The organism is Dyadobacter luticola, assembly GCF_005860805.1.
Lineage (GTDB): Bacteria > Bacteroidota > Bacteroidia > Cytophagales > Spirosomataceae > Dyadobacter > Dyadobacter luticola.
Genome location: NZ_VCEJ01000005.1, coordinates 644,581 through 658,986, shown reverse-complemented (window position 1 = coordinate 658,986; position 14,406 = coordinate 644,581). Strand labels below are relative to the sequence as shown.

Annotated in this window: 9 protein-coding genes; 8 read left to right on the top strand and 1 reads right to left on the bottom strand. The window is 47.8% G+C overall.

From position 1 onward, the window contains the following. Nucleotide 1: 1 nt before the first annotated feature. From FEN17_RS21895 to FEN17_RS21870, 6 genes are all read left to right on the top strand, one after another. A complete protein-coding gene (locus FEN17_RS21895; RefSeq protein WP_138367518.1) occupies nt 2-1,441 on the top strand; it encodes a SusD/RagB family nutrient-binding outer membrane lipoprotein in 1,440 nt (479 codons plus the stop codon). A 264-nt stretch (nt 1,442-1,705) separates the two neighbouring features. Next, complete coding sequence (locus tag FEN17_RS21890; RefSeq protein WP_138367517.1) at nt 1,706-4,861, top strand: SusC/RagA family TonB-linked outer membrane protein; 3,156 nt, start codon at nt 1,706-1,708, stop codon at nt 4,859-4,861. Between the two features lie 11 nt (nt 4,862-4,872). After that, nucleotides 4,873-6,447, top strand: coding sequence for a SusD/RagB family nutrient-binding outer membrane lipoprotein (locus FEN17_RS21885; protein WP_138367516.1), 1,575 nt, complete (start codon nt 4,873-4,875; stop codon nt 6,445-6,447). 10 nt (nt 6,448-6,457) lie between these two features. Then, nucleotides 6,458-7,363, top strand: a complete 906-nt coding sequence (locus tag FEN17_RS21880; protein ID WP_138367515.1) for a BT_3987 domain-containing protein — start codon at nt 6,458-6,460, stop codon at nt 7,361-7,363. A gap of 128 nt (nt 7,364-7,491) precedes the next feature. Then, nucleotides 7,492-8,736, top strand: coding sequence for a pyridoxal phosphate-dependent aminotransferase (locus FEN17_RS21875; protein ID WP_138367514.1), 1,245 nt, complete (start codon nt 7,492-7,494; stop codon nt 8,734-8,736). Between the two features lie 48 nt (nt 8,737-8,784). Continuing rightward, the gene (locus FEN17_RS21870) at nt 8,785-9,573 is read left to right on the top strand and encodes a queuosine precursor transporter (RefSeq protein ID WP_138367513.1); all 789 of its coding nucleotides are present in this window, start codon (nt 8,785-8,787) and stop codon (nt 9,571-9,573) included. 4 nt (nt 9,574-9,577) lie between these two features. Here FEN17_RS21870 and FEN17_RS21865 read toward each other — a convergent pair whose 3' ends face one another. After that, complete coding sequence (locus FEN17_RS21865; RefSeq protein ID WP_138367512.1) at nt 9,578-10,333, bottom strand: TrmH family RNA methyltransferase; 756 nt, start codon at nt 10,331-10,333, stop codon at nt 9,578-9,580. On the opposite strand from FEN17_RS21865, the gene tamL reads away from it, so the two are divergent. Both tamL and miaB read left to right on the top strand, forming a co-directional pair. Beyond that, nucleotides 10,333-12,792 carry a translocation and assembly module lipoprotein TamL gene (gene tamL / locus FEN17_RS21860; protein ID WP_229208941.1) on the top strand — a complete coding sequence of 820 codons (2,460 nt, stop codon included), beginning with the start codon at nt 10,333-10,335 and terminating at the stop codon, nt 12,790-12,792. The genes FEN17_RS21865 and tamL overlap by 1 nt on opposite strands. 150 nt (nt 12,793-12,942) lie before the next feature. Beyond that, on the top strand, nt 12,943-14,373 hold the full coding sequence (miaB, locus tag FEN17_RS21855) for a tRNA (N6-isopentenyl adenosine(37)-C2)-methylthiotransferase MiaB (RefSeq protein ID WP_138367511.1): 1,431 nt from the start codon (nt 12,943-12,945) through the stop codon (nt 14,371-14,373). Nucleotides 14,374-14,406 lie beyond the last annotated feature (33 nt).

Sequence of the window (14,406 nt, the reverse complement as noted above, 5' to 3'; positions counted from 1 at the left end):
CATGAAAAAATTAATCTTATTCTTTCTTCCCGTGGTGTTGCTTGCATCTTGCGTAGATAGCCTGGATGAATACAACATCAATGAAAAGAAGGCGACGACCGTGCCCCCTGTGACATTGTTTTCAAATGCTTTGAAAAACCTCACAGACCTGGTCACTACGCCTAGCGTAAACACAAACAACTATCGTTTGTACGTTCAGCACTGGTCTACAACGACTTACCTGGATGAACCACGTTATAACCTGACTGCACGTACCATTCCTCAGGCTTTGTGGCAAGGCATGTACCGCGACGTGATCTCTGATTTGAACGAATCTAGAAGACTGATCAACGCGGACGCGCTTACTGCTGCTGCGGTTAAAAACAACGAGCTGGCTCAGATCGAGATCATGGAAGTTTACTCGTGGTCTATCCTTTTGAACACATTTGGTAACATTCCTTACTCAGAAGCACTGGATCCTTCAAACCCGCTTCCAAAGTATGATGATGCCAAAACGGTTTATTACGCGATCCTTGACCGTCTGGACAAAGCACTTACGCAAATCACTCCAACCGCTGCTGGTTTCAGCTCCGGTGACCTGATCTACAAAGGTGATATGGCCAAATGGGTGAAGTTTGGTAACTCCTTAAAGTTGAAGCTTGCGATGGTGATCGCAGACTCGGATGCTGCAAAAGCTAAAACAATGGTAGCAGCTGCTGCGCCAAATGTAATGACTTCAAACAGCGACAAAGCGGCGTTCCCATACATTGCAACACCGCCTAACTATAACCCGGTTGCGCAAAACCTGAACATCCTGTATTCAACACGTCAGGATTACGTAGGTGCATCTACTTTGATCAATCCTTTGAATGCATTGAACGATCCAAGAAGAGCCGCTTTCTTCACAACGATCGATGGTAAATATGTTGGTGGTAATTACGGCTTCCTGAACACTTACGCTAACTTCTCTCACGTAGGTACTAAAATCATCGAGCCTACATTGGAAGGTTTGCTGATGGACTACTCGGAAGTTGCGTTCCTGCTGGCAGAAGCGGTTGAAAGAGGTTTTATCACAACAGGTACTGCGGCTGGCTACTACAATGAAGCGGTTACTGCTTCTATCGTATACTGGGGTGGAACTGCTGCTGACGCGACAACGTACCTGGCTCAGCCAAAAGTAGCTTACGCAACTGCTGCTACAACCTGGCAGGAAAAAATCGGCTTCCAGAAATGGATCGCCCTTTACAACCGTGGCTGGGAAGCATGGGTTGAATGGAGAAGACTGGATTACCCAAAACTTTCTCCTCCAACCGGCGGAAACGCACCTGCTGGTCTGGCTATCCCTGTAAGGATCATTTACCCGATCAACGAGCAGACTTTGAACCCAACCAACCGCGAAGCAGCAGGTACCGCAATCGGTGGTGACCTTGCTACTACGAAATTGTGGTGGGATGTAAAATAGAGATTCTTTAATCTGATGATAAAAAAAGGCGGACAAATATTGTCCGCCTTTTTTTATTTCCCTTATTGACCGATAATCCTGAAATATGCGCCGTTCAATAATTGAGAGTGACCGATAAAATTTTGCCGATCTTCTAATCAACCCAAGTTTATATGGAGTAACCGTAAATCCGCGATGTAACCTTTGGAAATTATAGCAATACTGCTTGTAATTGTCAAAACAATCAATATTTTTACTCTCAATTCTTATAACAAACCTAACTTAATGAAAAAACATCTACTGCCATTTCTGGGCGGCCTGCTACTGCTTTGCAGTCAGCTGTATGCCCAAAGTCGCGAGGTAACCGGGACGGTTACTTCCAAAGATGATGGTTCCTTGCTGCCTGGGGTGTCGATCAGGCTCGCAGGAACATCCACAGGTGCACTCACCAATGATAAAGGTGAGTACACGATCAACGCCCGCGCGGGACAAACCTTAACATTCTCTTTTGTCGGCTTCCTCAACCAGGAAGTGAAAGTTCCTGAATCCGGCCCGCTGGATGTGGCGCTTTCTCTTGACGAACTTGCCCTGAACGAAGTCGTGATCACGGCGGGCGGTCTTACCGCCCAGCGCCGCGAGCTAGGTAACCAGGCCACCACCGTCAAAGCCCAGGACATTGTCCAGGGAAAACCCATCAGCGTGGCAGCAAGTTTGGCAGGCCGCGTGCCGGGGTTACTCGTGATGGGCGTAAGCTCCGGGGTGAATCCGAATTACCGGCTCGTGTTGCGTGGAAACCGGTCGCTGACGGGTAACAACCAGGCGCTGGTGGTCATCGACAACATTATTTCCACCACCGACATCTTGGGTAACATTAATCCGGAGGACATCGACGACATCCAGGTATTGAACGGTGCTGGTGCGGCCGCACTTTATGGTTCCGATGCTTCCAACGGCGCTTTGATTGTAACCACTAAAAAAGGAAAATCGGGTAAGACAGAATTTAAGGTATCCAACACCACAACGCTTGAAAGGGTAAGTTTCCTGCCGCAGCTGCAAAATGGTTTTGGTTCGGGAACTACGCCGGATGATGTGCCTGAATACACTCCTTACGAAAACCAGCAGTACGGACCAGCCTACGACGGTTCTTCCGTAGAAATCGGTAAGCCTTTGCAGGATGGTTCGATCCAGCATGTGCCCTACTCTACCAAAAATTTCCGGGAAGATTTCTGGAATACCGGTATCGCTAACCAAACTGACCTCAGCGTGACTTCGGGGGATGAAAAAGGCACGTTTTATCTTTCAGGTCAATATTTTAATCAGCGCTCGACGGTACCTTATGATAAATACAAAAGGTATAGCCTCCGTGCCAACATTGTAAGACACATTTATAAAAATCTGACCGCATCATTCAATACCAACTTCATCGCAAACCGCACCGACCAGAGCAGCCAGACAGGAACGGCTTATCAAAACCTCCTGATGTCACCTGGACAGGTAGATGTAACGAAATATGAAGACTGGAAAAATAACCCTTTCGCCAACCCGAACGGATATTTTAATGAATACTATCAAAACCCGTATTTCACACTGGCAAACAACCGCCTGGCCGACAGAAGCGACTATCTGCAGGGAAATATGGAATTGAAATGGAACCCGATCAAGCCCCTGACATTGACCTATCGTGTCGGGATCAGCACCCGGAACCTGTCAGGTAAAGTAACCACCGGCAAGTTTATCTACTCGGATTATACCAAGAGTATTTCGGGAAGTTCCAAAACGGATATTGCAGGTTCAGTGGCAGATTATTCGGGTTTCACTACGCAGCTTGTCAACGATTTTCTTGCGGAATACAGGACCAACCTCAATGCTGACTTCAACCTGAATGTTGTTTTGGGAACGACTGTCCGGGAAAACAGCACAAAAGCGATGGCCATCGCTGCAAATGGATTGGTGATCGACGGATTGTATAATGTTGGAAACAGCCTTAGCAACCCTACTGCCATCGAAAGCAATTACAAGGCGCGGCAGATCGGGGTGTATGGAGAAGCACGGCTTGGATTCAAGGAATATCTGTACCTGCACGTAACCGGCAGAAATGACTGGCGCTCGATTCTGGCAAAAGAGAACCGCTCGTTTTTCTATCCATCCGCTGACATTTCATTCATCGCCAGCGACGCGATTCCTGCATTAACTAACTCCAACTTCCTGGAAAGCTTGAAGCTGCGTGCCGGCTACTCGAAAGTGGGCCAGGTGAATTTGGGGGCGAGCAGAACATTCGGCCAGGTACCGCTGAGCAACCTCGGGGCTTACGCATTAAACAGCACATTCTCGCAGGCTTTCGGCTATCCGTATTCAAGCGGAGCAGGTTTTACACTAGACAATACCTTGGTTTCTGCTAACCTGAAACCGGAAATTACGACTGGTCTGGAAGGCGGTGTGGATTTCGAACTGGCCAAGCTGGGCATTGGCGGTAGTTTGACTTACTACAAAACCAACACAGTTGACCAGACGATCACAGTTTTGATCCCGAACTCGACCGGATATGGATTTTTAACGACCAACGTGGGTGAAGTTCAGAACAATGGTATCGAGGCAACCCTGCACATTACGCCTATCAAAACTTCGTCGGGCTTGCAGGTGGACCTGAGTGCGAACTATACGCATAATACCAACAAGGTTATTTCGCTGTCTGATCAGTCACAGGAATTGGTGCTGTCCTCTTCCGGAACTGCGGCGCGCGTGCTTGCCAAAGTCGGTTCGCCTTTCCCGCTTTTGCAAACGACGCGATACAACCGCGACGATAATGGCAGGATCATTGTGGATTCTAAAACCGGATATCCTTCTACCAACGGAACATTCTTTGATGCGGGTATCACCAATCCACCGCACATTTTAGGCCTTAATGGAGGTTTGAAATATAAAAAGCTGCGTTTCAATGTGTTGTTTGAATACAGAAACGGACATTATATCTACAACGCGATTTCTACCGGCTACGATTTCTCCGGCGCGGGTGTGCGCACGGGCTGGTATAACCGCGATCGTTTCGTGATCCCGAACTCTTCCTACCAGGATAGCGAAGGAAATTATGTGGCTAACACCAACATTGCAGTAAGAAGCGGCGGTGCGGATTTCTGGACTGACGGAACAAGAAATACCGGAATCGGTGAGAACTACGCCAACTCGGCGGGTTTCTGGAAATTGCGTGAAATGTCTGTCGGATTTGATTTCCCATCCTCCCTGCTCTCGGCGACAAAAGTGATCAAAGCAGCTTCGTTGAGTATTCAGGGACGCAACTTGTTTATCTGGGTACCAAAATCAAACCTTTATACTGACCCTGAATACAGCTCTAATGGTGCCGATAGCAATGCAGTAGGCTTTACCACGCTGGGCCAAACGCCTCCGGCCAGGTATTTTGGCGGCACATTATCATTAACATTCTAATTCAACACCAAATGAAAAGATATAAAATCAGTTGGATGCTGGCGCTGCTTGTCACGGCCCTGTCATCTTGTAGTGATTATCTCGATATCAACACAAACCCGAACGCTGCCACCAGCGCCGACGCGCTCCTGGTTCTGCCTCAGGCGATTGTTGGGTCGGCGTCGGTTTCAAGCCAGTTCAACAACTATGGCGGACATTTCGGCGGGTATATTGCCAATGCAGGCGGATTTTCAGGTTTTGGAAACCTTTTTAATTATCAGCTGGTGCCGGGCGATTACAATGGTTTGTGGACCAGCACTTATGATAACCTTAATGATTACCAGTATGTAATCAATCAAACTGCCGGGAATGATGAGCTGGCTTATGCGAATGCTGCATCGAAGATCATGGTGGCGATGAACTATCAGAAACTGGTGGATGCCTTTGGTAATGTGCCTTATACCGAGGCCCTGAAAAACAACGCGAACCTTACGCCGAAATATGACGATGCCGCGACGATTTATCAGGATCTGGTTGTAAAACTTGATTCTGCGATCACCATCATTGACGCAGCGCAGTTTCCAAAATCATTGAATGCCTCGTCAGATCCGCTTTTTGCCGGTGATATGACGAAATGGAAAAAGTTTGCCAACACGATCAAGCTCAAAATCTTTATCCGCGTGTCAGGCGTAGCAGCACTTTCCTCATTTGTAACAACCGGTTTCGCGAAACTGGACAAAACATTGGGCTTTCTGACAGACGACGCAATCGTAAATCCAGGATATGTGAAAGACAAACCAAATCCAACCTGGAACACCTGGGGATACAGTACAACCGGAGCGCTCGCCAACTCTTCGCGCATCGCGACAAAATTCGCTTTTGGGTTTTACAAAGGTCAGAAGCTGACCGATGAAGGCAGGGGTAAAGAGATTTATGTAAACTTTGATACCAATACACCGGTAAACCAGCTTGGAAATGAAGTGGATGCACCGACAATTATTACCAATTATTCCACCTGGTACACAGGCGACTTCAGCAGCTCGTCCAGCATTAGTAATGCACTGGGTGTTTTGAAAGGGCCAAGCCAGGGACAGGTGCTGATGTTATTGGCAGAATCGGAATTTCTGCAGGCTGAGGCGAAATTGAAATCATTTCTGGCAGGTGATTTTACTACAAACTTCGACGCCGGCATCTCTGCATCTTTCCGCTACATCTACAAAGATGTGACCAATGTGGTCGACGCAGGCAAAAATGTCGCAGCCGACGTAGCCACCTACAAAAAGGACAATGCGGAAAGCTACCTCGTCAACATTAAGCTGGCCACAACCCCTGCACAGCGCCTTGAAGCGATCATTACCCAAAAATACATTGCGGTTAACATGATCAATTCTGAGGAAGGATATAACGAATTCCGCAGAACGGGCTATCCGGTGACTGCTGCAAATGGTGATGCTTATCACAACATTGCTTCGCTGCTGTCCACTTCTACCCGCGCCGACAAGCTTCCTTCGCGGATACTTTATCCCTCATCGGAGCAATCCTATAATGCAGGTAATTACAAAGCAATCAACCAGTTCACCGACCTGATCTTCTGGGATCCTAACTGACCAATCTGACATGAAATATTCCATAAAAATTGCCGGCCTGCTCCTACTCGGAATGACGGTCACATCCTGTCTGAAAGACGATATTACACTAGACCCGGATAAATCGACGAATGTTGTTGAATTCAAAAATCCGTCCAGCTTTGTATCGCCATCAGGCAGTACGTATTCTTTGTATTCCAAATCTTTTGACCTCGCCGACGAGGCGGATTACCCGATCACGGTAAGCTACTCCGGCGCACAGGTAGCGCCCACCGACATTACGGTGACGCTCGGCGTAGATACGGCTGCGGTGACACAGTACAATGGAGAACAGGACGAAGCTTACGACGCCATCTCGCCCGATCTTTATACGATTCCAGCAACCGTAACCATTCCAAAAGGTCAGCGCACGGCGGAAGTTTTGATCAAGCTGAAACCGGCAAAATTTGATTTTTCTAAAAATTACGTTTTGCCAATCCAGATCAAATCCGTTTCGTCGGGCATTATCAGCGGTAACTTCGGTACGATCCTCCTGGGAGTAAAGGCGAAGAACATTTACGATGCGGTTTACACATCCACAGGTTACGTGTATCACCCCAGCGCCCCGAGGGCCGTCGATGCCGAAAAGGAACTTGTGACAGTTTCGCCCACTACAGTAACCGTGGAACTAGGTGACCTGGGCGGTAACGGTTATTTTGCCAACCTGACTGTGAACCCAACGACCAATAAGGTAACCATCACAGCGGCAGCTGGTGCGGCCGGCGCGCCTTATACGCAGTTTGACACCGCATTACCAGCGCCTTACACGGCTGCCTGGCCCAATGCTGCCAAAGCCAACAACACCTACGATCCGGCGACAAAGACATTCTATCTTCGCTATGGTTATATGGGCTCAAATGGATGGCGCGTCACAGAGGAGATATTAGTAAGAAAGTAAAAGCCTTACCTAGGGTAAGTTAATTTCTCATCGTGGTTTTCAAAAGCCGGTCACTTTGGCCGGCTTTTCTTGGTTTAGATCGTCATTATTTTAACTAAATTTGCCCAGTTACGAGCCAATTACAAATCATGGAATTCCTTAAAAGCCAGCGCCTCAACAATCTTAAATACGAAATCCGCGGCGCTACCTACCAGAAAGCACTGGAACTCGAAAGCCAGGGTTTTAAGATCCACAATCTGAATATCGGAAACCCGGCCCCTTTCGGCTTCGATTCCCCCGACGAAATTGTTCACGACATTATCATGAACATGCGCAATGCGCAGGGTTATTCCGATTCCCGTGGTTTGTTTGCCGCGCGCAAGGCCGTGATGCATTACACACAAACAATTGGCATTCAAGACGTTGAGATCAATGATATTTTTATAGGAAATGGCGTGAGCGAGCTGATCCTGCTTTCCATGCAGGCACTGCTCAATCCCGGCGACGAAATACTGGTACCTTCACCCGACTACCCGCTCTGGACTGCTTCCATCGCATTGAGCGGCGGAACGCCGGTACATTACATTTGCGACGAGCAAGCCGACTGGAACCCGGATCTGGACGATCTGGAAAAGAAAATCACCTCGCGTACAAAAGGGATCGTACTTATCAACCCCAATAATCCCACCGGCGCAGTCTACGAAAAAGATGTGCTTATGCGCATTGCCCGAATCGCGGAGGAACATGGGCTGATCATATTTTCCGATGAGATTTATGACAAAATCCTTTATGACGGAGCTGTACATCATCCGATGGGATCACTGGTAACCGAAACGCTCTGTGTGAGTTACGGTGGACTTTCTAAAAATTACCGCTCGGCCGGCTTCCGCGGCGGCTGGATGATTCTGAGTGGCGCCAAACAAAAAGCAAAATCATATACCGAAGGCCTGCTCCTGCTCGCCAGCATGCGCCTCTGCGCTAATGTACCTACCCAATACGCAATCCAGACAGCATTGGGAGGTTACCAAAGTATCAAAGAACTGGTGGCGCCCAGCGGAAGATTGCACAAACAAATGAATCTGGTCTACGATCGGCTGACTTCAATCCCAGGCATTACCTGCGTCAAACCGAAAGGTTCTTTGTATGTTTTTCCAAAAGTCGACCTGAAAAAATTCGGTTTGAAAACCGACGAACAGTTTGTCTACGACCTTCTGAGCGACCAGAAAGTGCTCGTGGTGGCCGGGACCGGCTTTAACTACATTTCCGACGACCATTTCAGGATTGTGTTTTTACCAACAGTCGACGAGCTGAACCAGGCGATGGACAAAATTGAATACTTCCTTGAAAACCGGCGGGTACTATCTACGCGTACGGTGGAAGAGGTTATTGCATAAAAGTGCCTCGGCAGAAATCGTATTCCCTCTGATTTTTAACCAATTGTCATGTCCATACAGGAGCCCAGTGTCCAGGAGGCGAAAAGACAACGCCTCTTCCTAGTACTTTGCGGAATATTTTTGACCAATGCCATCATTGCCGAAATCATCGGCGGAAAAATATTTTCCGTAGAGTCATTACTGGGCATCCCGCCTGCACAATTGCTGATTGGAGGCCAGCGGCTGGATTTCAATATGACGGCGGGTGTTATCAACTGGCCGATCGTGTTCATCACGTCGGACATTATCAATGAATATTTTGGCAGAAAAGGCGTAAAACGGATTTCTATTCTGACCGCCTGTTTTATCGCCTATACTTTTATCACGATCCTGCTCGCCACCAAACTTCCGCCCGCGCAGTTCTGGCTGGACCTCAACAATACCGATACCCACGGCAACAAATTCAATATCAATGATGCATTCACCAAGATTTTCAATCAGGGTCTGGGTATTATGATCGGCTCGATCGTGGCATTTTTGCTGGGGCAGCTCCTGGACGTATTTGTTTTTTCGTGGCTTCGGAGAAAAACCGGCAGCAAGTTCATTTGGCTTCGGGCGACGGGTTCTACTATGTTTTCACAACTGATCGACAGCTTTGTCGTAATCGGAATTGCGTTTTATGTCTTTGGAAACTGGGATTTGAAACTGGTTTTCTCAGTCGGCACGATCAATTATTTATATAAAGGCATGGTCGCGATCCTCCTGACGCCGCTACTGTACGTCGCACATTATTTTATTGATGGTTATCTCGGCCACGAATATGCCGAAGAACTGTCCCACAAAGCTGCGCACGAATAATTTTTCAGCTTAACTGCCGCCGCAAATTATCAAGCATCACGGCCGTGGCAATACCCACATTGAGCGATTCCGCCTCGCCGAATCTTGGGATCGTGATCCGATCGGTTACAAAAGAAGCTACCTCCTGCCCTATCCCGTTGGATTCGTTGCCCATCACAATTAGTCCGCCTTTGGGGGAAAATGGAAAGTCATAAATGGAAGTACCGCCCAGAAATGCGCCTATTACATTTCGGTTTTCGGCATGATTTGCCAGATAATCAGCCAGATCGGTATAAAAAACCTGCGTTCTTGTAAAAGAACCCTTACTTGCGGCGATGACTTTGGGATTATAAAAATCAGTCGTATCTGATGAGCAAATGATCTTGCGGATACCATACCAATCGGCCACGCGGATGATCGTACCAAAATTTCCCGGATCGCGGATATCATCCAGTACCAGCACATATTCGGATTCCTGCAAAGACAAAAATTCGTTTTGCTTCGTTCTAGCAACAGCCAGGCACGAATCGTTGGTCTGGAAAGATCCGACACTTTCAAGTTCCGCCGCGGTAGCCGTTTCTGCCGCCACACTATGCCGGGTTAAAATTGTTGAGTATTTTTGCAGGAATTCCTCTGTTGCCAGTACAAACTCAATTTCGAAATCAGATTCCAGCAGTTCAAGCACACTTTTGGCACCCTCAATAATGAATGCCTGGTGTAATTGTCTGTACTTCTTGACTTTAAGCGAGTTGATATACTTTATACGATTTTTCGAGAGCATTGAACATTCATTGTAAGATTACATACAGCTCGTTTTTCCTAGTGATCCTGGCAGGGTTGTTCGCCTGTTCCCCTAAGTCTTCGTCGCCTACCAAAAGCTACTTTCTTGGCACTTCGTCCATCAAAGGCAACCATATTATCAGCGATTCCGACCTTGAAGCTTTAATTCCCCAAAAACCCAACAGAAGGCTGCTTGGACTGCCTTTTTTTCCTTATGTTGGCCTCTATCGCTTTGGTGAGCTGTTTTACAACCGCGAGGAAAAACAGCGTAAAGTAATTGAAGTCACTCAAAAATATCAGAACGAATCGCGGATCTACGAAAATAATCCGCGAAAGCTGGAAAAAATCCAGGGCCGCTACGCCAAGAAACTGGAAAAAGCGCAGGTGCGGGCAGAGCAGGGAAATTTCTGGATGCGTGTGCTCGGCGAAGCACCGGTTTACTACCATTTGGCCGAAGTAACATTGAATGCCGAAAAAATGCAGAAGTACCTGTATAACAACGGATTCTTTGAATCGACGGTAACATTCAAACCCGATACGATTTTCAACAGGATCAGGGTCAATTATCTGGTGACCGAAAACCGGCCGACGATGATCCGGGGCGTGGAATATCAGGTAAAAAACTATTTTGCAGACAGCATTATCAGTGCCAATAACAAGGACGCAGCCTTGACCAGCAAAAAAAGATATGATGGCGATTCCTTTGAGGAAGAGCGGGTTAGGATCGAAACATTGCTGCGGAACCAGGGTTATATGGGATTTTCGCGACAGAATATTTCTTATCTGGTCAATGATACGATCACGAATGCGGCTACGGACAGCAATTTCAAATCGGTGGACGTGCAGGTGCGGGTGGATATGGGCCAGGCTAACCAGCCTGTGCGGTATAAGATCAATTCCGTCAATTTTGAAGTTTTACCGCCGTCCGGAACGGCTGATTTGTCTTCGGAGAAAGATACGGTTACCTACCAGGGCATTAAATACATTTTTTCCGACAAACGCTTCGCGACCAAGATTTTAGATAGTAAAATCCAGGTGCGTCCCGGTGCATTTTACAGCCAGAAAAAAGAGCGGGATACGCAGCAGCAGCTTTCGCTGACGGATCAGTTCGATTTTGTCAATTACAGCTACACCCTCGACTCGACGGGCAAAGCGATCAATAGTTTTTTCAAAGTTATTCCGCTTAAAAAATACCAGATCTCAACGGATGTGGGTCTGAATGTGATCCAGTTGCAGGGCGCGCCGGGGCCTTTCGCCAATCTTTCGTACAAGATCCGGAATGTATTCAACGGACTCGAAAATTTTGAGGCGAATGTGCGCGGAGGAATCGAGCTGGTGCCGGGTTTCGTAGGTAACAGTTCGATTTACAGAAGTGAAGAGCTCGCCTTGAATACCTCGCTGATCTTCCCGAGGCTGCTGACGCCAAAAGGATTTTTACAAAGACAAACCGCCGGATTCAACCCCAGAACGCAGGTTGGCCTCGGATATAATTACGTGAACCGCCCCGAGTATACCCGTACCAATTTGAAAGTGGCGATGACTTACTCGTGGCAGCCTACCAACCGGACGCTCTTCAATCTTTCGCTGGTGGACCTCAATATTCTGAATACGCAGAACATCCGCGCGGATTTCAAAGGTTTGCTGGACACCTTGCAAATGCAGGGTAACAACCTGATTAACAGTTTTCAAAAGTCTTTTGTATCGGACATCAATTTCAACTTTACCTACAATACCAATGCGCTGATCGGGCCGCCGAAGAATGCGCGGTATTTCAGGATTGCGCTGGAATCGGGTGGTACTTCGCTGAATGTTTTGCCAAAACAGGAAGATCTGATCAAGAATGTTTTCGGCGATCTGCAATTTTACAAATACCTGCGCTGGAATGCGGATTACCGCAGATACTGGCCGGTCGGGAAAAAATCGGCATTCGTGGCAAGGGTGAATACCGGCGCAGTTTACAGCTACGGTGACAGTAAGGTACCACCGTATGAGAAATACTTCTTTGCGGGCGGCTCCAACAGTTTGCGGGCTTGGCTACCGCGGCGTCTTGGGCCGGGCTCATCACCTCCGAGGCTAACTTCCAATAACTTATCCATCGAATCGCCGGGTGAATTTTTGCTGGAAGGTAACCTGGAATGGCGCGGGTATCTGGCAAAATTCTTTGGCGACATTAACTATGCCTTATTCATCGATGCGGGTAATGTCTGGAACCTCAACAGCAATGCAACGGAATCACAGAAATTCGAAGCGAGCAGCTTTCTGCGGGAAGTGGCCGTCGGTACCGGGTTTGGGATACGTTATGATTTGTCATTCTTTATTCTTCGATTTGACTTCGGTATTAAAGTTTACGATCCTGCATTACAGCGGTTTGTGCTGGACGAATTACAACTCAACCGACTTTTTAAGAGGACACAATCCAACTTCCTGAACATTAACCTCGGCGTCGGTTACCCTTTTTAGACAAATACTACAAGCGCTTTTACTCTCTGACAGTTTGTCAGTTTTCCCTGATTTCTTCTTACCTTTGCACCCTTCGATTTTGGGAAAAGGAGCCATTTCCGCCGGCTTCGATTCTACAAGAATGATTCAGGTGATTAAGATATCCTTCCGATGGAGCATAGAATTGCAAATTCATTAAAAATATTGACCGAGGCAGATAAGGAAGCTTGCGAGACTGTGAAAATCACGGAGAATGAGCCACTTACAAATAAGAAGAGGTTGTTTATCGAGAGCTACGGCTGCCAGATGAACTTCTCGGACAGCGAGATTGTGGCCTCTGTGATGCGCGATGCGGGTTATGCTACAACCTCAGACGTCAACGACGCCGACCTGATTTTCCTGAACACCTGCGCGATCCGTGACAATGCCGAGCAGAAGGTCCGTAACCGTCTGGTACACTTAAATTTTGTTAAAAAGAAAAAACCAGGCGCACTAATCGGTATACTTGGGTGTATGGCCGAGCGGCTGAAAGCACAACTGCTGGAAGAAGAGCAGATGGTCGACATTGTGACAGGCCCTGATGCTTACCGTGACCTGCCGCGCCTGGTATCCGAAGCGGAAACAGGCCAGAAGGGTGTAAATGTTTTTCTTTCAAGAGAAGAAACTTACGCCGATATCGCGCCAGTCCGTCTGAATTCAAACGGTGTCACCGCCCTCGTCTCCATCATGCGCGGCTGTGATAATATGTGCAGTTTTTGCGTGGTACCTTTTACGAGGGGACGCGAGCGCAGCCGGGACCCATTTTCGATTGTTCAGGAAGCGCAGCGACTTTTTGATGCCGGCTATAAGGAAGTAACATTGCTGGGCCAGAATGTGGACAGCTATAAGTGGAACAGTGAGGTGAATTTCGCCAGGCTGCTGGAAATGGTGGCGAAGGTAAGCCCGGAACTGCGTGTCAGGTTTAGTACATCACACCCCAAAGACATTACGGACGAGGTTTTGTACACCATCAAAAAGTACGACAACATTTGTAAATACATTCATTTACCAGCCCAGCACGGCAACAGCCGGGTGCTGGACCTGATGAACCGTACTTACGACCGCGAGTGGTACCTCGAAAGGATCGACAGCATTCGCCGGATCATTGGCGAGGATTGCGGGATTTCGCACGATATGATCGCGGGTTTTTGTACCGAGACCGAGGAAGAGCACCAGGATTCGCTCTCGCTGCTCGAATATGTGCGGTTTGATTTTGGCTATATGTTTGCCTATTCCGAGCGTCCGGGCACATTGGCCGCGAAAAAATTCGCAGACGACATTTCGCCGGAAGTAAAGCAGAGAAGGCTGGCGGAGATCATCGATGTACAACAAAGAATATCCCTCGAACGCAACCAGCGGTTGATCGGAACGGTCCAGCGGGTTTTGGTGGAGGGTACGTCGAAGCGATCGGAGGAAGAACTTTCGGGCCGCATTGACCAAAATAAAAGAGTGATTTTTCCAAAAGAACATTTCAAAAAAGGTGATTATGTCAATGTCCTGATCACCGAATGTACCGCCGCGACACTGCGCGGAAAAGCCGTGGCAGAAGTCGAGGCTATATAAAATAAAAGCCGGCCAAACATTCCGGCCTAACCC

Bases quoted from the DNA above. Each gene is read 5' to 3' on its own strand.
- FEN17_RS21895 (WP_138367518.1), top strand. From the start codon at position 2: ATGAAAAAATTAATCTTATTCTTTCTTCCCGTGGTGTTGCTTGCATCT.
- FEN17_RS21890 (WP_138367517.1), top strand. From the start codon at position 1,706: ATGAAAAAACATCTACTGCCATTTCTGGGCGGCCTGCTACTGCTTTGC.
- FEN17_RS21880 (WP_138367515.1), top strand. From the start codon at position 6,458: ATGAAATATTCCATAAAAATTGCCGGCCTGCTCCTACTCGGAATGACG.
- miaB (WP_138367511.1), top strand. From the start codon at position 12,943: ATGGAGCATAGAATTGCAAATTCATTAAAAATATTGACCGAGGCAGAT.
- FEN17_RS21875 (WP_138367514.1), top strand. From the start codon at position 7,492: ATGGAATTCCTTAAAAGCCAGCGCCTCAACAATCTTAAATACGAAATC.
- FEN17_RS21870 (WP_138367513.1), top strand. From the start codon at position 8,785: ATGTCCATACAGGAGCCCAGTGTCCAGGAGGCGAAAAGACAACGCCTC.
- FEN17_RS21885 (WP_138367516.1), top strand. From the start codon at position 4,873: ATGAAAAGATATAAAATCAGTTGGATGCTGGCGCTGCTTGTCACGGCC.
- FEN17_RS21865 (WP_138367512.1), bottom strand. From the start codon at position 10,333: ATGCTCTCGAAAAATCGTATAAAGTATATCAACTCGCTTAAAGTCAAG.